At 56.4% G+C, this 20,486-nt stretch carries 21 protein-coding genes and 5 tRNA genes; 10 read left to right on the forward strand and 16 right to left on the reverse strand.

From position 1 onward, the window contains the following. Nucleotides 1-112 precede the first annotated feature (112 nt). The 15 genes from gshA to GNG26_RS22750 all read right to left on the reverse strand — a co-directional run bounded on the left by gshA (nt 113) and on the right by GNG26_RS22750 (nt 10,839). Nucleotides 113-1,657 carry a glutamate--cysteine ligase gene (gene gshA, locus GNG26_RS17405; protein ID WP_156239661.1) on the reverse strand — a complete coding sequence of 515 codons (1,545 nt, stop codon included), beginning with the start codon at nt 1,655-1,657 and terminating at the stop codon, nt 113-115. Between the two features lie 71 nt (nt 1,658-1,728). Next, a complete protein-coding gene (locus GNG26_RS17410) occupies nt 1,729-2,157 on the reverse strand; it encodes a YqaA family protein (RefSeq protein WP_103822663.1) in 429 nt (142 codons plus the stop codon). Beyond that, nucleotides 2,154-2,720: a fructose-1-phosphate/6-phosphogluconate phosphatase gene (gene yqaB, locus GNG26_RS17415; RefSeq protein WP_114316938.1), complete on the reverse strand. Its 567-nt coding sequence runs from the start codon at nt 2,718-2,720 to the stop codon at nt 2,154-2,156. Before yqaB ends, GNG26_RS17410 begins: the two co-directional genes overlap by 4 nt. A 249-nt stretch (nt 2,721-2,969) precedes the next feature. Then, nucleotides 2,970-3,046 (reverse strand) — tRNA-Arg (locus GNG26_RS17420). A gap of 196 nt (nt 3,047-3,242) precedes the next feature. Then, nucleotides 3,243-3,319: transfer RNA gene (locus GNG26_RS17425), tRNA-Arg, on the reverse strand. A 29-nt stretch (nt 3,320-3,348) separates the two neighbouring features. Then, nucleotides 3,349-3,425 (reverse strand) — tRNA-Arg (locus GNG26_RS17430). A gap of 64 nt (nt 3,426-3,489) precedes the next feature. Further along, nucleotides 3,490-3,566, reverse strand: a tRNA-Arg gene (locus tag GNG26_RS17435). A 4-nt stretch (nt 3,567-3,570) separates the two neighbouring features. Continuing rightward, nucleotides 3,571-3,663 (reverse strand) — tRNA-Ser (locus GNG26_RS17440). A 342-nt stretch (nt 3,664-4,005) separates the two neighbouring features. After that, entirely contained in the window at nt 4,006-4,191 is a 186-nt protein-coding gene (csrA, locus tag GNG26_RS17445) for a carbon storage regulator CsrA (RefSeq protein ID WP_000906486.1), read from the reverse strand. Between the two features lie 241 nt (nt 4,192-4,432). Further along, the gene (gene alaS / locus GNG26_RS17450; protein ID WP_103822665.1) at nt 4,433-7,060 is read right to left on the reverse strand and encodes an alanine--tRNA ligase; all 2,628 of its coding nucleotides are present in this window, start codon (nt 7,058-7,060) and stop codon (nt 4,433-4,435) included. A 131-nt stretch (nt 7,061-7,191) separates the two neighbouring features. Continuing rightward, a complete protein-coding gene (recX, locus tag GNG26_RS17455; RefSeq protein ID WP_156239662.1) occupies nt 7,192-7,692 on the reverse strand; it encodes a recombination regulator RecX in 501 nt (166 codons plus the stop codon). A 67-nt stretch (nt 7,693-7,759) separates the two neighbouring features. After that, nucleotides 7,760-8,818: a recombinase RecA gene (recA, locus tag GNG26_RS17460; RefSeq protein ID WP_103180881.1), complete on the reverse strand. Its 1,059-nt coding sequence runs from the start codon at nt 8,816-8,818 to the stop codon at nt 7,760-7,762. Between the two features lie 87 nt (nt 8,819-8,905). Beyond that, the gene (gene pncC / locus GNG26_RS17465; RefSeq protein WP_114316935.1) at nt 8,906-9,403 is read right to left on the reverse strand and encodes a nicotinamide-nucleotide amidase; all 498 of its coding nucleotides are present in this window, start codon (nt 9,401-9,403) and stop codon (nt 8,906-8,908) included. A gap of 161 nt (nt 9,404-9,564) precedes the next feature. Then, the gene (gene mltB, locus GNG26_RS17470) at nt 9,565-10,656 is read right to left on the reverse strand and encodes a lytic murein transglycosylase B (protein WP_114316934.1); all 1,092 of its coding nucleotides are present in this window, start codon (nt 10,654-10,656) and stop codon (nt 9,565-9,567) included. A 57-nt stretch (nt 10,657-10,713) separates the two neighbouring features. Then, nucleotides 10,714-10,839 (reverse strand): hypothetical protein, encoded by a 126-nt coding sequence (locus GNG26_RS22750; RefSeq protein ID WP_255410161.1) that lies wholly within the window; start codon nt 10,837-10,839, stop codon nt 10,714-10,716. Between the two features lie 84 nt (nt 10,840-10,923). Here GNG26_RS22750 and srlA point away from each other — a divergent pair, with 84 nt between their 5' ends. The 7 genes from srlA to gutQ all read left to right on the forward strand — a co-directional run bounded on the left by srlA (nt 10,924) and on the right by gutQ (nt 15,870). Beyond that, nucleotides 10,924-11,487, forward strand: a complete 564-nt coding sequence (gene srlA, locus GNG26_RS17475) for a PTS glucitol/sorbitol transporter subunit IIC (RefSeq protein ID WP_103822669.1) — start codon at nt 10,924-10,926, stop codon at nt 11,485-11,487. Then, nucleotides 11,484-12,443, forward strand: a complete 960-nt coding sequence (locus GNG26_RS17480) for a PTS glucitol/sorbitol transporter subunit IIB (protein WP_103822670.1) — start codon at nt 11,484-11,486, stop codon at nt 12,441-12,443. Before srlA ends, GNG26_RS17480 begins: the two co-directional genes overlap by 4 nt. Nucleotides 12,444-12,455: 12 nt before the next feature. Beyond that, on the forward strand, nt 12,456-12,818 hold the full coding sequence (gene srlB / locus GNG26_RS17485; RefSeq protein ID WP_103822671.1) for a PTS glucitol/sorbitol transporter subunit IIA: 363 nt from the start codon (nt 12,456-12,458) through the stop codon (nt 12,816-12,818). Nucleotides 12,819-12,832: 14 nt separating this feature from the next. Continuing rightward, nucleotides 12,833-13,612 (forward strand): sorbitol-6-phosphate dehydrogenase, encoded by a 780-nt coding sequence (gene srlD / locus GNG26_RS17490; RefSeq protein ID WP_103180887.1) that lies wholly within the window; start codon nt 12,833-12,835, stop codon nt 13,610-13,612. A 103-nt stretch (nt 13,613-13,715) separates the two neighbouring features. After that, nucleotides 13,716-14,075 (forward strand): transcriptional regulator GutM, encoded by a 360-nt coding sequence (gutM, locus tag GNG26_RS17495; RefSeq protein WP_103180888.1) that lies wholly within the window; start codon nt 13,716-13,718, stop codon nt 14,073-14,075. A gap of 63 nt (nt 14,076-14,138) precedes the next feature. Then, nucleotides 14,139-14,912 (forward strand): DNA-binding transcriptional repressor, encoded by a 774-nt coding sequence (locus GNG26_RS17500; protein WP_103180889.1) that lies wholly within the window; start codon nt 14,139-14,141, stop codon nt 14,910-14,912. Next, nucleotides 14,905-15,870, forward strand: a complete 966-nt coding sequence (gene gutQ, locus GNG26_RS17505; protein ID WP_156239663.1) for an arabinose-5-phosphate isomerase GutQ — start codon at nt 14,905-14,907, stop codon at nt 15,868-15,870. The genes GNG26_RS17500 and gutQ overlap by 8 nt, the downstream gene beginning before the upstream one ends. On the opposite strand, the gene norR is transcribed toward gutQ, so the two are convergent. After that, the gene (norR, locus tag GNG26_RS17510; protein WP_156239664.1) at nt 15,867-17,381 is read right to left on the reverse strand and encodes a nitric oxide reductase transcriptional regulator NorR; all 1,515 of its coding nucleotides are present in this window, start codon (nt 17,379-17,381) and stop codon (nt 15,867-15,869) included. The two genes, gutQ and norR, sit on opposite strands and share 4 nt — an antisense overlap. Nucleotides 17,382-17,570: 189 nt before the next feature. Between norR and norV the strand changes: the two genes are divergently transcribed. From norV to GNG26_RS22550, 3 genes are all read left to right on the forward strand, one after another. Continuing rightward, on the forward strand, nt 17,571-19,019 hold the full coding sequence (gene norV / locus GNG26_RS17515) for an anaerobic nitric oxide reductase flavorubredoxin (RefSeq protein WP_103822674.1): 1,449 nt from the start codon (nt 17,571-17,573) through the stop codon (nt 19,017-19,019). Then, nucleotides 19,016-20,149: an NADH:flavorubredoxin reductase NorW gene (norW, locus tag GNG26_RS17520; RefSeq protein WP_156239665.1), complete on the forward strand. Its 1,134-nt coding sequence runs from the start codon at nt 19,016-19,018 to the stop codon at nt 20,147-20,149. Before norV ends, norW begins: the two co-directional genes overlap by 4 nt. Before the next feature lie 165 nt (nt 20,150-20,314). Continuing rightward, complete coding sequence (locus GNG26_RS22550) at nt 20,315-20,467, forward strand: hypothetical protein (RefSeq protein WP_197080111.1); 153 nt, start codon at nt 20,315-20,317, stop codon at nt 20,465-20,467. Nucleotides 20,468-20,486: the final 19 nt, after the last annotated feature.

The following is a 20,486-nucleotide window of genomic DNA, read 5'->3' on the forward strand; positions in this document are numbered from 1 at the left end:
CTCTTCAATTCAACGCGAGTCTGAGTATATGAAAGACGCGCATTTGTTATCATCATCCCTGTTCTTCAGAGATGTTATTTTGGCCACAGCGATGTGGCCTTTTTCTTTTCTGTCAGCCTTGTTTCGCCAGAAACTCAGCAAACGACTCTGTATCCGCCGCCTCAATCTCAGCCTGACGCACCATTGATGCTTCGCGTTCAGCAGCAAACTCCGCTTCGGTAAGCACTTCCAGCGGCTCCTTCAGCAGCATATCGCGATACTCCGCCGCCAGCGCACGACCGGTGCCACCGATACCCCGATCAATCATAGAACGCAGAATGCGTGCCGAGAATGTCAGCTCCGGATTATCAAAACTTTCGACCAGCTGATCGCACACCTGCTGATACTCATCGCCACCATAAACGCTATCCAGCGTGTGGGCGACACGTTTGAGATCGCGGAACAGATCTTTCCCCACCTGCTGCAGCGGGAACTGTGCCGTCTGGCAACCGATGCCCAGCGTCAAGCCTGGTTTGCGCCCTTCGAGGATCACCCGGTTCCAGTTAGTGCGGGTGCAAAGCAGTTCGTCAGAACTCATTTCCGGCGCATCGGCCAGCACGCACCAGACCATAAACAGATCGAGGAAGCGTACCTGCTGCTCGTCCACGCCAATTGGCGAGAACGGGTTGATATCCAGGGAGCGTACTTCGATGTACTCAATCCCACCGCGCTGTAACGCATCCGACGGAGTTTCTCCGCTGCGCGTGACGCGTTTCGGACGGATAGGCGCATACAGTTCGTTTTCAATCTGTAAAACGTTACTGTTGATTTGCAGGCGCTTACCGTCTTTCTCAAGACCGATCTCTTCGTAGGCTTCCGACGGGGTTTTGATCGCCCGCTTTAATCCTGCCACATACTCATGCAGATCGTTAAACGTAATTCCGAGATTGCTTTGCGACTTATTGGTATAACCCAGATCGCTGAGACGCAGGGAGGTCGCGTACGGCAGGTAGTACATGCCGCATTCGGTTTTCTCAAACGGCAGCGTGGTCGGTTTGCCCTGCAGGAAAGAGGAGCAAATCGCCGGAGACGCACCAAACAGATACGGGATGACCCAACCGAAGCGATAGTAGTTACGAATCAGGCGGAAATAGCCTGCGGAGATCGCCTCTTTGTCCGTTTCGCCGCACTTCGCCTGCCAGAATGCCATCGGCAAGGAGAAGTTATAGTGCACGCCAGAAATCGTCTGCATCAGCGCACCATAGCGATTTTTTAATCCTTCGCGATAGAGCGTTTTCAGACGACCGATATTGGACGTGCCGTACTGCGCCAGTTCAATATCCTGCCCCTGCGCAATATAGCATGGCATACTCAGCGGCCACATCCGCTCATCACCCAGATTACGGGCGCTGTAGCGATGAATGTCACGCATGATTTTCAGCATGTGGTCAATTTCGCCGTCGACCGGCGTAATAAACTCAAGCAGTGCTTCGGCGAAATCAGTGGTGATCCATTTATGGGTCAGCGCCGAACCCAACGCCTGTGGATGGCCCGTCGTTGCGAGACTGCCATCTGCGTTAACGCGCAGCGTTTCGCGCTCAAGACCGCGCTGAATACCCTTCAGAGCCTGAGGGTGGTTTTCCAGCCAGGCCAGTGCCTGTGATACGTCCGGGATCAATTCGACCTCCCGCCTGTCAAAATCATTTTATTTAGCATAATTGTAATGGTTTCTGGTCACAAACAGTCCAATTAGTGCCACCACGTCATGCCCTGCAAAGTTGCAACCGCTACAAGAATGTAGCGCAACGCCTTGCCAAGGCATAAAAAAAAGAGCACAGGCCCCCAAGGGATGCGCATCCATCCCGCCAGCAGGCACAGTAAATCACCGATTACCGGCATCCAGCTTAATAAAAGCGTGGCAGCGCCATAGCGTTTTAGCCAGCCGACTGCCTTTTCCTGCCAGCGCGACGTTTTGCGTAGCGGAAAGAATCGCCCAAGAATAACGTTAGTCAGCCCTCCAAGGCTATTACCCATTGTTGCTATTAACACGAGCAACCACGGCTGACTGACGCTGGACAAGAGCATCGCCACCAGTACCACCTCGGAATTTCCGGGAAGGATCGTAGCGCTTAAAAAACTGCTGGCGAATAATGAGGCGAGTGACAGTGCGTCACTCACAGTAAGCGAACATCCACCGCGGCCATACCGGCGTCTCGCGCCGCCTGAATACCGAAATCGGCATCTTCAAACACGACACACTTCGCGGGAGGGACTCCCATCAGCTCTGCGCAAAGCAGAAAGGTGTCAGGTGCAGGTTTATGGTTTTTAACGTGATCGGCCGCGACCACGGCAGAGAAATAGTGGCGCAGGTTAAGATGGTTGAGCAGCGCTTCGGCGATAGCGCTTTCACTGCCCGTACCAACGGACATGGGACGTCGCCCGTGCCACGCCTTCACTACCTCGATTAAGGGCAAAGGACGCACGGTGTCCAGCAGCATGGCTTTTACGGCATCGGTTTTTTCACGCGCGAGCAGGTGCGGGTCGAGATCGGCCTGATTCAGTTCAATCACGGCCTGCGCAATACGCCAGGTTGGAGATCCGTTGAGGGCTATCATCGCCTGTAAGTCGAAACGCATTCCGTAACGCCCCAGGACCTCAGTCCAGGCTTTACGATGCGTTGGCTCGGTGTCGAGGATGGTGCCATCCATATCGAAGATCAAACCGTCATACTGTGCGTACATCGTGCTCTCGCTAAACGATTAACAAAGCATTACTTTATCGTAAATGGCGGTTTTTGTCGCTGACAGTGAAGATGATTGCTGACGAAACGTCGAAGGAATAAACAATGAGGGAGAATATGGTGCATCCGGGAGGATTACTCGGCGTTGCCTCGCCCTCCGGGTCGTTGCTGAAGCAACGTTATCCTCCCTGGTGCTGACGATTGATTCGCAGACCATGAAACAACAGCCTGGCTGTTATCTCTGAGAATATGGTGCATCCGGGAGGATTCGAACCTCCGACCGCTCGGTTCGTAGCCGAGTACTCTATCCAGCTGAGCTACGGATGCATCGGGATTTACTACTGTACTACTCGATACTTATATCACTTCGAAAGCAATATGAAGTAATAGATGGTGCATCCGGGAGGATTACTCGGCTGCGCCTTGCCCTACGGGTCGTTGCTGAAGCAACGCTATCCTCCCTGGTGCTTGCGATTGACTCGCAGACCATGAAACAACAGTTTAGCTGCTATCTCGGAGAATATGGTGCATCCGGGAGGATTCGAACCTCCGACCGCTCGGTTCGTAGCCGAGTACTCTATCCAGCTGAGCTACGGATGCATCGGGATACTGCTTTGAGATGTAGTAAATGGTGCATCCGGGAGGATTCGAACCTCCGACCGCTCGGTTCGTAGCCGAGTACTCTATCCAGCTGAGCTACGGATGCATCGGGATTTACTACTGTACTGCTCGATATTCATATCACTTCTAAAGCAATATGAAGTAATAGATGGTGCATCCGGGAGGATTCGAACCTCCGACCGCTCGGTTCGTAGCCGAGTACTCTATCCAGCTGAGCTACGGATGCAAAATGGCGGTGAGGCGGGGATTCGAACCCCGGATGCAGCTTTTGACCGCATACTCCCTTAGCAGGGGAGCGCCTTCAGCCTCTCGGCCACCTCACCACACAACGCCTCTTTCGAGTGCTTCGAGTAACTCGCTAAGAGCTTCTCGTCGCTGCGTGGCGCATATATTACTTTCTGGGACTTATAAGTCAAACAATTTTCCACAAGCTTTTATCGTTTGCACAATTCACAGGCAATTCGGACGTAAAACCCGCAAAGAGAGTGTTTTATAAACGTATTTTGCCCCTCTTTCTGCACTCTTCTGCATGAAGAACGGTGGATTTTGGCGAAGTAAAAGAGATAAGAGTGGTTAAAAACAGAGCGAACGAAACAGAACGGTAACTTTAGGGAAGGAGAATGTCAGGAGGGGTGCGTCTCGCCAGAGAGCGAGACGCGATAATATCAGTAACTTGACTGCTGGGATTTTTCAGCCTGGATACGCTGGTAGATCTCTTCACGATGAACAGAGACTTCTTTAGGGGCGTTCACACCAATACGTACCTGGTTACCCTTTACCCCTAAAACTGTCACGGTGACCTCATCCCCAATCATGAGGGTCTCACCAACTCGACGAGTCAGAATCAGCATTCTTTGCTCCTTGAAAGATTAAAAGAGTCGGGTCTCTTGTATCCCGGCATTATCCATCATATAACGCCAAAAAGTAAGCGATGACAAACACGTAATGTGTAGGTAGTCACGGCATCACAATCTGTTAAACGTAAGTTTAGCCGATATACACAAACTCAACCTGACTTTATCATTATCGATAGCGTAGAGCGCAGTACGCCATAACAGTGTCGTTATGGCGTCTGATTACGCTTTGTAATTATTACAGTTTCGAACTTACCCAGCTTTCTACGCTGGCCAGCGCTGCCGGGAGGGCCGCTGCGTCCGTACCACCGGCTTGCGCCATGTCAGGACGACCACCGCCTTTACCGCCCACTTGCTGAGCGACCATACCAATCAGCTCCCCTGCTTTCACACGGTCGATCACGTCCTTAGATACGCCCGCAATCAGAGAAACCTTACCTTCCGCTACCGTTGCCAGAACGATAACCGTTGAACCGAGCTGGTTCTTCAGATCGTCGACCATGGTACGAAGCATTTTCGGCTCAACGCCCGTCAGCTCGCTGACCAGCAGTTTAACGCCTTTAATTTCAACCGCTTTGCTGGAGAGATTTGCGCTCTCCGCAACCGCAGCCTGCTCTTTCAGCTGCTGGAGTTCTTTTTCCAGCTGGCGGGTACGTTCCATCACGCTGCGCACTTTCTCGCCCAGGTTCTGACTGTCGCCCTTCAGCAGCTGCGCGATGTCGTGCAGCTGATCGCTCTCCGCATGGAGGCTGGCAATCGCGCCTTCACCAGTGACCGCTTCGATACGACGAACGCCTGCCGCGGTACCGGATTCGGACACGATGCGGAAAAGACCGATGTCGCCCGTACGGCTGGCGTGCGTACCACCACAAAGCTCGGTGGAGAAATCACCCATGCTCAGCACACGCACACGGTCGTCATACTTCTCGCCGAACAGGGCCATTGCGCCTTTGTTCTTCGCCGCCTCGAGATCCATGATGTTGGTTTCGATCGGCAGGTTACGACGGATCTGGGCATTAACCAGATCTTCCACCGCGCGGATTTCTGCCGGTTTCATCGCTTCAAAATGGGAGAAGTCGAAACGCAGCACTTTGTCATTCACCAGCGAGCCTTTCTGCGCAACGTGCGTACCCAGAACCTGGCGCAGTGCGGCGTGCATCAGGTGCGTCGCGGAGTGGTTCAGACGAATACGTGCGCGGCGCGCTTCGTCAACAATAGCCTGAACGCCCTCGCCCACTTTCAGTTCGCCGGATGCCAGCGTCCCCTGGTGGCCGATTGCCTGACCATATTTCTGCGTGTCGCTGACGGCAAAGCTGAAACCATTGCCTTTCAGTTCGCCTTTATCTCCAACCTGGCCGCCTGATTCTGCGTAGAACGGCGTCTTGTCCAGAACCACAACGGCAGTCTGGCCCGCGCTGATGCTCTCCACGGCTTTGCCGTCAACAAACAGGGCAGTCACTTTGCCGTTGGTTTCCAGATGCTCGTAACCTTCAAATTCGCTGCTGCCATCAACGCGGATCATGGCGTTGTAATCGGCGCCGAACCCGCTGGATTCACGCGCACGACGGCGCTGCTCTTCCATTGCCGCTTCGAAGCCCGCTTCGTCAACTTTGATGTTGCGCTCACGGCAAACATCAGCCGTCAGGTCAACCGGGAAACCATAGGTGTCGTACAGACGGAAGGCGGTTTCGCCATCCAGGGTGTCGCCTTTCAGCTTCGACAGCTCGTCGTCCAGCAGGGTCAGGCCACGTTCCAGCGTACGGGCAAACTGTTCTTCTTCAGTTTTCAGAACCTGCTCAACCTGCGCCTGCTGACGTTTCAGCTCTTCGCCCGCTGCGCCCATCACGCCAATCAGTGGCCCCACCAGCTTATAGAAGAAGGTCTCCTTCGCGCCCAGCATGTTGCCGTGACGGATCGCGCGGCGAATGATACGGCGCAGCACGTAGCCGCGGTTTTCATTCGATGGGATCACGCCGTCAGCAATCAGGAACGCACAGGAGCGGATGTGGTCGGCAATAACGCGCAGGGATTTGTTGCTCAGGTCGGTCGCGCCAGTCACGTCGGCAACGGACTTAATCAGAGTGCTGAACAGATCGATGTCGTAGTTGGAGTTAACGTGCTGCAGTACCGCGGCAATACGCTCCAGACCCATACCGGTATCCACGGATGGCTTCGGCAGTGGCTCCATAGTACCGTCGACCTGACGGTTGAATTGCATGAAGACGATGTTCCAGATCTCAATGTAACGGTCGCCGTCTTCTTCTGGGCTACCCGGAGGGCCGCCCCAGATGTGGTCGCCGTGATCGTAGAAGATTTCGGTGCAAGGACCGCACGGACCGGTGTCGCCCATCTGCCAGAAGTTGTCAGACGCGTACGGGGCACCTTTGTTATCGCCGATGCGAATAATGCGTTCGCGCGGGATACCGACTTCTTTTTCCCAGATTTCATAGGCTTCATCGTCGGTTTCGTAGACGGTAACCCACAGGCGCTCTTTCGGCAGGTTGAACCAGTTTTCACCGGTCAGCAGTTCCCATGCGTACTGGATAGCGTCATGTTTGAAATAGTCGCCGAAGCTGAAGTTACCCAGCATCTCGAAGAAGGTGTGGTGACGTGCGGTATAACCGACGTTTTCCAGATCGTTATGTTTACCACCCGCACGTACGCAACGCTGCGAGGTGGTCGCGCGGGAATAATTACGCTTGTCGAGACCAAGGAAGACATCCTTGAACTGGTTCATCCCGGCGTTGGTAAAGAGTAAAGTTGGATCGTTGTTCGGTACCAGGGAGCTGCTGGCAACAACCTGATGTCCCTTACTATGGAAAAAATCGAGAAACGCCTGTCGGATCTCAGCGGTGCTCTTGCTCATAATTATCCTGAAATCAAGCTAACGAAATGTCACAGCGGGTCACTACGCAACCGTTGTTGGACGGACCAGCTACTGTAAAAAGTGGGAATAAGATAAGTTTTCTTTGGAGGGAAGTAAAATCCCGCATGCGTTCAATCGGTAAAATTACGCCAGATATCCTGTATATCCTCCATCAGGAAACCGCGGTAGAGCAAAAAGCGCTGGATTTTGACTTTTTCTGAAAATTCACGCGGCAGCGGTTCGCCGTATTTTCGCACCGCCTGTTCCCGTGCCAGCGCGCACCAGTCAATCTCGCATTCACGCATCGCGCGTTCTGTGATTTCCCGTGGGATGCCTTTCTGATTAAGCTCCTGGCGGATACGCGCCGGGCCATAACCTTTACGGCTGCGGCTGGCGATAAAGCGAGAGACGAAGCGGGTATCGTCCAGATAGTTATGCTCGTAACACCAGGCAATAACGCGATCATAATCTTCCGCGGTCGCGTCGATTTGTTCCGGGCCGTTTTTGCTCATGACCGGCGCCATGAGTTTGCGGCGCAGCTCCTGTTCGCTATGGTCGCGCACACTCAGTATGCGTACCGCGCGATCAAGCAGACGGTTCCAGGCGGGGCGTCGGGGGGATGATTCACTCATAAAGCACCTGCTGAAAAACAAATGCAAAAAAGGGCCGCAATCGCAGCCCTTTTATTACATCAAGTGATTAGAAATCTTCGTTGGTTTCTTCTACGTCTGCGTCATCCGCAGTGAAGTCAGGCTTAGCATCCTGATTGTTGAGAAGCAGATCGCGTACCTTCTTCTCAATCTCTTTCGCTGCCGCCGGGTTCTCTTTCAGCCAGGAGATAGCATTCGCTTTACCCTGACCGATCTTGTCGCCGTTGTAGCTGTACCAGGCGCCCGCTTTCTCAATCAGCTTCTCTTTCACGCCCAGGTCAACCAGTTCGCCGTAGAAGTTGATGCCTTCGCCGTAGAGGATCTGGAATTCAGCCTGTTTGAACGGTGCAGCAATCTTGTTCTTCACAACCTTCACGCGGGTTTCGCTACCCACCACGTTTTCACCGTCTTTAACGGCACCGATACGGCGGATATCCAGACGCACGGAGGCGTAGAATTTCAGCGCGTTACCACCGGTGGTGGTTTCCGGGTTACCGAACATCACACCAATCTTCATACGGATCTGGTTGATGAAGATCAGCAGCGTGTTGGACTGCTTCAGGTTACCGGCCAGCTTACGCATCGCCTGGCTCATCATACGTGCCGCGAGGCCCATGTGAGAGTCACCGATTTCGCCTTCGATTTCTGCTTTTGGCGTCAGCGCCGCTACGGAGTCGACGATGATTACGTCAACTGCGCCAGAGCGCGCCAGTGCGTCACAGATTTCCAGCGCCTGCTCACCGGTATCCGGCTGGGAGCAGAGCAGGTTGTCGATATCGACACCCAGTTTACGTGCGTAAACCGGATCCAGCGCGTGCTCAGCATCGATAAAGGCACAGGTTTTGCCCTCGCGCTGTGCAGCAGCCACAACCTGTAAGGTCAGGGTGGTTTTACCGGAGGATTCTGGCCCGTAGATCTCTACGATACGACCCATAGGCAGGCCGCCAGCACCCAGTGCAATATCCAGAGAAAGCGAACCGGTGGAGATAGTTTCTACATCCATGGAACGATCTTCACCCAGGCGCATGATGGAACCTTTACCGAATTGCTTTTCGATCTGGCCCAGTGCTGCCGCCAACGCTTTCTGTTTGTTTTCGTCGATAGCCATTTTTTCCTCTCATGCCGGGTGAAACAACTGCGCTTCACCTTGGATTTCTGTTCTGTTGCAGCAATTATACTGTATGCTCATACAGTATCAAGTGTTTTGTAGAAATTGTTGCCAGAGCGTTTTTAACGCATAAACGGTGGCCTGACGACGCACGCTTTCACGGTCGCCGCTGAAGCATTCCCGGCGAGTAATCCCCTCGCCTTGCGCCGTCGCAAAGCCAAACCATACTGTTCCAACAGGCTTTTCTTCGCTGCCACCGTCCGGCCCGGCGATACCGCTAATAGAGATAGCATAGTCCGCCCGGGCGGCACGCAGGGCGCCAATCGCCATCTCAATGACCACCGGTTCACTGACCGCGCCATGCTCGATAAGCGTGGGTTCACGTACGCCGATCATCTGCGCTTTCGCTTCATTACTGTAGGTGACAAAACCGCGTTCAAACCAGGCGGAACTGCCCGCGATATCGGTGATAGCTTTCGCCACCCAGCCACCGGTACAGGACTCAGCCGTGGTGACCGTGGCACCGCGCTGTTTCAGCGCCTGCCCTACCCTCTCACTGAGCTGCATTAATTCATGGTCAGTCATCTCGTTTTGTCTCCATAAAAACGTGCAGCACAAGATAGCACTTTAGCCGATAGATATGAGGATGAGGGGGAGGTTTTACGAGGGGGATTCAGAAAAAATAAACCTGGCCATCCGGCCTGGAGTGAAACGTGAGTGGCATAAGCCACCCACGTTTTCAGACGTTAACTGAACGGCGAGGCCGCCCGTGCCTGGGCCACCGCCAGCCCCAGCTGCCAGACCGCCATCGCATAGTGCGTGCTGTGGTTGTAGCGGGTGATGGTGTAGAAGTTCGGCAGACCGTACCAGTACTGATAGCCGGTACCAATATCCAGACGCAGCAGGCTCACCTGCTGATTGCCGTTCAGCGGCTGCTGCGGCGTGAGCCCGGCAGAGGTCAGCTGTGCTGCGCTGTAGCGGGTTTTAAAGCCGTTCTCCAGCCCCGGTGCCTGGCCGTTAGCCATAATCGCGACCGGCTGGCCTGGCGTCCAGCCATGCTCTTTAAAGTAGTTGGCGACGCTGCCAATGGCATCCTCAGGATCCCACAGGTTGATGTGCCCGTCCCCGTTGAAATCGACCGCATACTGCTTATAGGAGGAGGGCATAAACTGGCCGTAGCCCATCGCCCCGGCAAAGGAACCTTTCAGATCCAGCGGGTCGTCCTGCTCGTCGCGTGCCATCAGCAGGAAGGTTTCCAGCTCGGAGGAGAAGTACTCCGCCCGGCGCGGGTAGTTAAAGGAGAGGGTCGCCAGCGCATCAAGGATGCGGGTTTTACCCATCACCCGGCCCCAGCGGGTCTCCACGCCGATAATCCCGACGATGATCTCCGGCGGCACGCCGTAAACCTGCTGAGCACGGGTCAGCGCATCCTGATACTGATTCCAGAACGCCACGCCATTCTGCACGTTGTCCGGGGTAATAAACTGTTTGCGATAGCGCAGCCATGCGCCATTCGGCCCGGCTGGCGGCTGGGTGGTCGGCGCCTGACGATCCATCAGTCGCAATACATAATCCAGACGTTTCGCCTGGGAGAGGATCTCCTGTAGCTGGGCTTTGTTAAAGCCGTGCTTGCTCACCATTTTGTCGATGAACTGTTCCGCCGCAGGGTTATTGGCAAAGTCGCCCCCCATCTGCATCACATTATGCTGAGGCTCCAGCAGGAAGCCGCCGGAAGGGGCGCCTGCCGTTTGCTGGACCTCTTCGGTCTTAGGTTTACTACTGCAGGCGGAGAGCAGAATAAGCGCAGGGAGTAGCGCTGCGTAACGACGCTTGAACATGACACATCCATTCACGAATTCGATAAGTGGCAAGTATGGTAAAGCATCCGGGACACCTCAAGGAAGGGGCGCACACGCACCCGGCAAAATCTTTACGCTGCCTAAAGGTAAATTCGTTCTCTTCTCCACCACGCCACCGTCACCTTTCTTATTATCTTTCAAAATAATCATTTTTTCTTTCATTGTGAGATCTGTTTAACACTTTAAAACCTTTCAAAGTGATTATTATTACTCCGCCAGAGCGAACTTACCCTACAGGAGAAAATAATGATAGAAACCATCACCCACGGCGCCGAGTGGTTTATCGGGCTGTTTCAGAAAGGTGGCGAGGTCTTCACCAGCATGGTCACCGGCATTCTGCCGCTGCTGATCAGCCTGCTGGTGATCATGAATGCGCTGATCAACTTTATTGGCCAGCAGCGGATTGAAAAGCTGGCCCAGCGCTGCGCGGGTAATCCCATCTCCCGCTATCTGCTGCTGCCCTGTATCGGCACTTTTGTGTTTTGTAACCCCATGACCCTGAGCCTCGGGCGCTTTATGCCCGAACGCTACAAGCCGAGCTACTACGCGGCAGCGTCGTACAGCTGCCACTCCATGAACGGTCTGTTTCCGCACATCAACCCCGGCGAGCTGTTTGTCTATCTGGGGATTGCGAGCGGCCTGACCACCCTCGGCCTGCCGCTCGGCCCGCTGGCGGTGAGCTACCTGCTGGTTGGCCTGGTAACTAACTTCTTCCGCGGCTGGGTGACCGATCTCACTACCGCCATTTTCGAAAAGAAAATGGGCATTCAGCTTGAACAGAACGTCCAGCTTAAGGGAGCTACAGCATGAGCCGGATCCGCATTGAAAAAGGCACGGGTGGCTGGGGCGGCCCGCTGGAGTTCGACGCCACCGAAGGCAAAAAGATCGTCTATATCACCGCGGGCACCCGCCCGGCTATCGTCGACAAGCTGCGCGAACTCACCGGCTGGGAAGCGGTGGACGGCTTTAAAGAGGGCGAGCCGCCGGAAGCGGAGATCGGCGTGGCAGTAATCGACTGCGGCGGCACCCTGCGCTGCGGCATCTACCCGAAACGGCGCATTCCCACCGTCAATATTCATTCGACGGGGAAATCCGGCCCGCTAGCGCAGCATATCGTGGAGGACATTTACGTCTCAGGCGTAAAAGAAGAGAACATCACGCTGGTAGACGGGGCTGCGCCGGTGAAAAAGCACGCGCCGCGCGAATATGACACCAGCAAGAAGATCACTGAGCAGAGCGACGGCCTGCTGGCAAAAGTCGGGATGGGAATGGGCTCTGCGGTTGCGGTCCTGTTCCAGTCCGGGCGCGACACCATCGATACGGTGCTGAAAACCATCCTGCCGTTCATGGCCTTCGTCTCGGCGCTGATCGGCATCATCATGGCCTCCGGCCTCGGAGACTGGATCGCCCACGGCCTGGCTCCGCTGGCCAGCCATCCGCTCGGGCTGGTGACCCTGGCGCTGATCTGCTCCTTCCCGCTGCTGTCGCCGTTTCTCGGCCCCGGCGCGGTCATCGCCCAGGTCATTGGCGTGTTGATTGGCGTGCAGATTGGGCTGGGCAATATTCCCCCGCACCTCGCCCTGCCCGCGCTGTTCGCCATTAATGCCCAGGCCGCCTGTGACTTTATTCCGGTGGGGCTGTCGCTGGCTGAAGCGCGCCAGGAGACCGTGCGCGTCGGCGTCCCTTCGGTGCTGGTAAGCCGCTTCCTGACCGGTGCGCCAACGGTGCTGATCGCCTGGTTCGTCTCCGGCTTTATTTATCAATAAGAGGAATTCCTGATGACCGTGATTTACCAGACCACCATTACCCGCATCGGCCAGAGCGCCCCGGATGCGCTGAGCGACCAGATGCTCATCACCTTTCGTGAAGGGGCCCCGGCGGATATCGAAGAGTTCTGTTTTATCCACTGCCACGGCGAGCTCAATGGCGAGCTGAAGGCCGGAAGCCAGCTGGAGCTGGGCGAAACGCGCTATGCCGTCACCGCTGTGGGCGACGTGGCCGAACAAAACCTGCGCGAGCTGGGCCACATCACCCTGCGTTTCGACGGTCAGCCCCAGGCGGAGTACCCCGGCACGGTTCACGTGGCGGGCCCGGTTCCGCAGGCTGTTACCCCAGGCTGCACATTAAAATTTGTTGCGTAATTAAGGAGAGAAATATGAGTCAGGTTGCCGTTGTCATTGGTGGAGGACAAACCTTAGGGGAGTTCCTCTGCCGTGGGCTTGCCGCAGAGGGTTACCGCGTGGCGGTAGTCGATATCCAGAGTGAAAAGGCCGCCCGCGTGGCGGACGCCATCAACACCGAATTCGGTAACGGGATGGCCTGGGGATTTGGCGCCGACGCCACCAGCGAGCAGAGCGTGCTGGCTCTCGCCCGCGGCGTGGACGAGATTTTTGGCCGCACCGATCTGCTGGTCTACAGCGCCGGGATCGCCAAAGCGGCGTTTATCAGCGACGTGGAACTGGGGGATTTCGACCGTTCATTGCAGGTGAACCTGGTGGGCTATTTCCTCTGCGCCCGGGAGTTCTCGCGCCTGATGATCCGCGACGGCATTGCCGGGCGCATCATTCAGATCAACTCCAAGTCCGGCAAGGTGGGCAGCAAGCACAACTCCGGCTATAGCGCGGCCAAGTTCGGCGGCGTGGGGCTGACGCAGTCCCTGGCGCTGGATCTGGCGGAATATGGCATTACCGTGCATTCCCTGATGCTCGGCAACCTGCTCAAATCGCCGATGTTCCAGTCCCTGCTGCCGCAGTACGCCACCAAACTTGGCATTAACGAAGATCAGGTGGAGCAATACTACATCGATAAAGTGCCGCTGAAGCGCGGCTGCGACTATCAGGACGTGCTGAATATGCTGCTGTTTTATGCCAGCCCGAAAGCCTCTTACTGCACCGGGCAGTCGATCAATGTCACCGGTGGGCAGGTGATGTTCTGATCGAGCCTAAACGCCCGGTGGCGCTTCGCTTACCGGGCCTACAAACCTCGAACCCCAGGCCGGGCAAGCGTAGCGCCGCCCGGCAATAGCACAGGAGCTAAACATGGTCACCACCCTGATCACCGTCGCCGTTATCGCCTGGCTGTGCCAGCTGGCACTCGGCGGCTGGCAAATCCATCGTTTTAACCGCGCCTTCGACGCCCTTTGCCAGAAAGGGCGCGTGGGCGTGGGCCGCTCCGGCGGTCGCTTTAAGCCGCGGGTGATTGTCGCCATTGCGCTGGATGATAACCACCGGGTCTGTGACTCCTTGATGATGCGTGGGCTGACGGTCTTTGCCCGACCGGTGAAAATTGCAGCGATTAACGGCACCGCGTTGCAGGAATTAGAGCCCGATGTGATCTTTCCCAATGATTCGCTCTGTCAGGATGCACTATCATTAGCGCTTAAATTGAAACATGGATAATTTCGTTGTGAACGTTATAAGCTTGCGAAATTATCATTTCGCAACCTAAGGAACTCAACGCCTATGAAACCCCGCCAGCGGCAGGCGGCCATACTCGACCATTTGCAAAAACAGGGAAAATGTTCGGTTGAGGATCTGGCCCACTACTTTGATACCACCGGCACCACAATCCGCAAGGATCTGGTGATCCTGGAAAACGCCGGGGCGGTGATCCGTACCTATGGCGGCGTGGTGCTGAATAAAGACGAGGCCGACCCGCCTATCGATCACAAAACGCTCATCAACACCCATCAAAAAGCGTTAATCGCTGACGCCGCGGTAAAATTTATCCATGACGGCGACTCCATCATCCTCGATGCAGGCAGCACGGTGCTGCAGATGGTGCCGATGCTGAGCCGCTTTAATAACATCACGGTGATGACCAACAGCCTGCATATCGTCAACGCCCTGTCCGAATTCGACAACGAACAAACCATCCTGATGCCCGGCGGCACCTTCCGCAAAAAATCGGCCTCGTTTCACGGCCAGCTGGCGGAGAACGCCTTCGACCATTTCAGCTTCGACCGCCTGTTTATGGGCACCGACGGCATCGACCTCAACGCGGGCGTCACCACCTTCAACGAAGTGTTCAGCGTCAGTAAAGCGATGTGCAATGCCGCCAGGGAGGTGATCCTGATGGCGGACTCGTCAAAGTTTGGCCGTAAAAGCCCGAATATTGTCTGTAGCCTGGAGAGCGTCGATAAGCTGATTACCGACGCGGGCATCGATCCGGCGTTTAAGAAAGCGCTGGAAGAGAAAGGAATCGACGTGATTGTAACCGGAGAGCGTGATGAGTGATTTTCTGTTAAACGCGGGTCGCCAGACCCTGATGCTGGAACTGCAGGAAGCCAGCCGCCTGCCGGACCGTCTGGGGGAGGATTTTGTTCGCGCAGCCAATACCATTATTCACTGCGACGGGAAGGTGATCGTCTCGGGCATCGGTAAATCCGGACACATCGGCAAGAAGATTGCCGCGACCCTTGCCAGCACCGGCACCCCGGCCTTCTTTGTCCATCCGGCTGAAGCCCTGCACGGCGATCTGGGGATGATTGAGAGCCGCGATGTGCTGCTGTTTATCTCCTACTCCGGCTCGGCAAAAGAGCTGGATTTGATCCTCCCGCGTTTGCAGGAAAAATCGGTGGCGCTGCTGGCGATGACCGGCAAGTCCCGCTCGCCGCTGGCGCTGGCGGCCAACGCCACGCTGGATATTTCGGTGGAGCGCGAAGCCTGCCCGATGCACCTCGCCCCGACCTCCAGCACCGTCAACACCCTGATGATGGGCGATGCGCTGGCGATGGCGGTGATGCAGGCCCGCGGCTTTAATGAAGAAGATTTTGCCCGCTCTCACCCGGCAGGCGCCCTGGGGGCACGTTTGCTGAATAAGGTACATCACCTGATGCGCACCGACGAGGCCATCCCGCAGGTGAAACTGAATACCAGCGTGATGGACGCGATGCTGGAGCTGAGCCGTACCGGGCTAGGGCTGGTGGCGGTCTGCGATGATGACCAACAGGTGAAAGGGGTCTTCACCGACGGCGACCTGCGCCGCTGGCTGGTGAGCGGCGGTAAACTGGAGATTGCCGTCAGCATCGCCATGACCGCCGGTGGCCTGACGCTGAATGCCGACAGCCGCGCCATTGAAGCCAAAGAGCTCTTGATGAAGCGCAAAATCACCGCCGCGCCGGTGGTGGATAGCCATGGCCGCCTGTGCGGTGCCATCAACCTGCAGGATTTCTACCAGGCAGGCATTCTCTAACCCTTAAGACCCAGACGTTTCGCCAGCCGGTGCAGGTTGGCGACGTCGGTCTCCAGCGCCCTCGCGCTCGCCGCCCAGTTGCGGCTGTTCTGCTCCAGCGCCCGGACAATCATCTGACGCTGAAACGCCTCCGTCGCCTCACGCAGGTTCTGATTCTCAACGCGCGGCGTCTCCGGCGTCACCACCGGCGTGCTCTCATCATGCAGGGCAAAGTGCTGCGCGTGGATCACCACTTCATCCCCTGCCCGCGCCGCTCGGGCCAGTACTACCGCCCGGTGAATGGCATGTTCCAGTTCTCGCACGTTACCCGGCCAGGCGTAGCTCAGCAGATGCGCCCGGGCGCCGGGGCTTAGCACCACCCGGGATAACCCCATCCGCAACCGGCACTGTTCACAGAAATAGCCTGCCAGCAGCACCACATCTTCGCCACGCTCGCGCAGCGGCGGCACCGAAAGCGGAAACACACTCAGGCGGTGGTACAGATCGGCGCGGAAATTCCCGGCTAACACCTCTTCGCGCAGATCGCGGTTGGTGGCGGCCAGCACCCGCACGTCGACCCGCAGGCTGCGGTCGTCACCCACGCGCTGGATATCGCCATACTGCAACACGCGCAGCAGCTTGGCCTGCAATGCCAGCGACAGCTCCCCTATCTCATCCAGGAACAGCGTGCCGTTATCGGCCATCTCAAACTTGCCGCTGCGGTTGCTGATGGCCCCGGTAAACGCTCCTTTGACGTGACCAAAGAGTTCGCTCTCCGCCACGCTTTCCGGCAGCGCGGCGCAGTTGAGATAGACCAGCGGATTCACCGCCCGGGGAGAGGCCTGATGAATGGCTTTTGCCACCAGCTCTTTACCGGTGCCGGTCTCCCCTTCGATCAGCACGTTCAGGTCGGAGGCGGCGACAATCTCAATCTCTTTTTTCAGGCTCACCATGCCCGGCGAGAGGCCAATCATCTCGGTGCTTTGTACCTGCTCAAATCCCGTCGGGCGGGTGGAGAGGGTGTTCTGGCTCTCGAGCTGCTCAATCAGCAGGGCATTATTCAGCGCCCCGGCGGCCAGGGCGGCAATCAGCCTCAGCTCCTCGTCGCTGAAGATATCGAACTGGTCCGGCGACATGCCGTCGAGGGTCAGCGCGCCAATCAGGTTCTGCCCGGCAAACAGCGGCAGGCCGATACAGGCGTGTACCTTCAGGCTCTCCTGGCCGGGGATCAACCCGTCGTAGGGATCGGGCAGGTCGCTGTCGGCCGGGAAGCGCACCACATCCCCGGCGCGGGCAATGGTCTCCAGCCGCGGATGGCCCTCCAGGGTAAAGCGCCGCCCCAGCACATCCTGCGCCAGCCCGTCGATGGCCAGCGGGATAAACTGCCGCCCTTCGTAGCGCAGCAGCGCCGACGCATCGCACTCCAGCACGTGGCGCAGGGTGGAGATCAGCCGCTGAAAACGATCCTGATGGCCGATGCCGCTCTGCAATTCAATGGCGATTTTCGCCAGCACCTCTACAGAAAAACTCATTCTCGCCTCGTTGTCATTTTGACAATACGCAGTGTCATATTGACTATACCAGACACAGTCAAATTGACTACCATGAAAGTGCCATTATTTTTAAAACCATTATAAATCAAACAATTAAAAAGTTGGCACGCACCCTGCAATAGACATGACATCTTTCATTTAATTGCGCTGTATTAAGTTGAGGTTGCTATGTCTATTCTGGTTAAAAACAATATTCATTGGGTTGGTCAACGTGACTGGGAAGTACGTGATTTTCACGGAACGGAGTACAAAACGCTGCGCGGTAGCAGCTATAACAGCTATCTCATCCGGGAAGAGAAAAACGTCCTGATCGATACCGTCGATCATAAATTCAGCCGCGAATTCGTGCAGAACCTGCGCAGTGAAATTGATCTGGCCGATATCGACTACATCATCATTAACCATGCGGAAGAGGACCACGCCGGGGCGCTGACCGAGCTGATGTCCTGCATCCCGGACACCCCGATCTACTGCACCGCCAACGCCATCGACTCCATCACCGGCCATCACCACCATCCGGAGTGGAACTTCAACGTGGTGAAAACCGGTGACTCACTGGATATCGGCAACGGCAAACAGCTGATCTTCGTGGAAACCCCGATGCTGCACTGGCCGGACAGCATGATGACCTATATGACCGGCGACGCGGTGCTGTTCAGTAATGACGCCTTCGGCCAGCACTACTGCGACGAACGTCTGTTCAATGACGAAGTGGATCAGGCCGAACTGTTTGAGCAGTGCCAGCGCTACTACGCCAACATCCTCACCCCGTTCAGCCGTCTGGTGACGCCAAAAATCACCGAGATCCTCGGCTTTAACCTGCCGGTGGATATGATTGCCACCTCTCACGGGGTGGTATGGCGTGATAACCCCACCCAGATCGTCGAGCTGTACCTGAAATGGGCGGCGGACTATCAGGAAGACCGCATCACCATTTTCTACGACACCATGTCCAACAACACCCGCATGATGGCCGACGCCATCGCCCAGGGCATCAATGAAGTGGATCCGAACGTGGCGGTGAAGATCTTTAACGTCGCCCGCAGCGATAAAAACGAAATTCTCACGAACGTCTTCCGCTCAAAAGGCGTGCTGGTGGGCACCTCCACCATGAACAACGTGATGATGCCGAAAATTGCCGGCCTGGTGGAAGAGATGACCGGCCTGCGCTTCCGTAACAAACGTGCCAGCGCCTTCGGCTCTCACGGCTGGAGCGGCGGCGCGGTAGACCGTCTCTCCACCCGTTTGCAGGATGCGGGCTTTGAAATGTCGATGAGCCTGAAGGCGAAATGGCGCCCGGATCTCGATGCGCTGGAAGTCTGCCGTCAGCATGGTCGCGATATTGCCCGTCAGTGGGCGCTCGCTCCGCTGCCGGAAGCCAGCGTGAAACCTGCCGCTCAGGCGGAAGAAAGCGCCAGCGTCGAAGAGTCCACCGCCGACCTCGGCCCCTGCATGCAGTGCAGCGTCTGCCAGTGGATCTACGATCCGACCCTCGGCGAACCACTGCAGGACGTCGCGCCAGGTACCCCGTGGAGCGACGTGCCGGACAACTTCCTCTGCCCGGAATGTTCCCTTGGTAAAGATGTATTTGAAGAACTGGCATCGGAGGCAAAATGAGCCACGGTATCGTCATCATCGGCTCGGGCTTCGCCGCCCGCCAGCTGGTGAAAAACATCCGTAAACAGGATGCGAACGTCCCGCTGACGCTTATTGCAGCTGACAGCATGGATGAGTACAACAAGCCAGACCTGAGCCACGTTATCAGCCAGAGTCAGCAGGCCGACGACCTCACCCGCCAGACGGCGGGTGAGTTTGCCGAACAGTTTAACCTGCGCCTGTTTCCTTACACCTGGGTCACCGACATCGACGCCGCCGCCCACGTGGTCAAAGGAAAAGACAAGCAGTGGTCCTATGACAAACTGGTGCTGGCAACCGGAGCCTCGGCCTTTGTGCCGCCGGTTGCAGGCCGCGAGCTGATGCTGACCCTCAACAGCCAGACGGAATACCGCGCCTGCGAAAGCACGTTGCGTGACGCCCGACGGGTGATGATTGTTGGCGCGGGTCTTATCGGCAGCGAACTGGCGATGGATTTTTGCCGGGCCGGGAAAGAGGTCACCCTGGTTGACCATTCCGCCAGCATTCTCTCAGCGCTGATGCCCGCCGAAGTAAGCAGTCGCTTACAACACCGGCTAACCGATATGGGGGTGCATCTGCAGCTGAAATCCCAGCTGCAAAGCCTGACCCAAACCGATACCGGGATCTGCGCCCTGCTGGATCGGGAGCGCTGCATTGAGGTCGATGTGGTGATTGCCGCCACCGGCCTGCGCCCGGAAATCGGGCTGGCACAGAGGGCCGGTGCAGAAACAGCTCGCGGCGTGAAGGTCGACAGCTATCTGCAAACCACCCGGCCCGATATTTATGCTCTGGGTGACTGCGCCGAAATTAATGGTCAGGTACTGCCGTTCCTGCAGCCGATCCAGTTAAGCGCCATGTATCTGGCGAAGAATCTGCTCGGGGCCAGTACGCCACTGAAACTGCCTGCGATGCTGGTGAAGGTCAAAACGCCGGAACTGCCGCTGCACCTGGCAGGCGAAACCCAGCGCCAGGATTTGAACTGGCAGATCGCCATCGAAGCCCAGGGGATGGTGGCGAAAGGGGCCGACAACGAGGGCAATCTGCGCGCCTTTGTGGTCAGTGAAGATCGGATGAAGGAGGCCTTCGCCCTGCTGAAAGCATTACCCGTTTAACCCTCAAACTCTTGTTCTTTTTCGTTGTATGCTTGTCACTCTTTGCCTTTCGCAGCCCTGGTGCCCCGGGGCTTTTTTAATGCGGAACAGCTGTAAAACCGCGTCCTGTTTTAATCCTGTTTTCCGGCCTACTCTGTTGCGGTATTCCTTCACCGGAGACGACAAATGGCAAACTTCACCCAAGAAATCACCTGGCTTGCCGCCTGGTTCAGACAGGTCAGGAAGCATGAACGTATTTTATTTCGCTGGCTCTATCTCAGCCCGGAAGCGCGTATCGAGCGGCTACGCGAACTAATGATGCCAGTCAGTAAGCGCTGATTGCCCGGCAAATCAAACC

The sequence above is a fragment of the Leclercia sp. J807 genome, from assembly GCF_009734465.1.
Taxonomy (GTDB): domain Bacteria; phylum Pseudomonadota; class Gammaproteobacteria; order Enterobacterales; family Enterobacteriaceae; genus Enterobacter.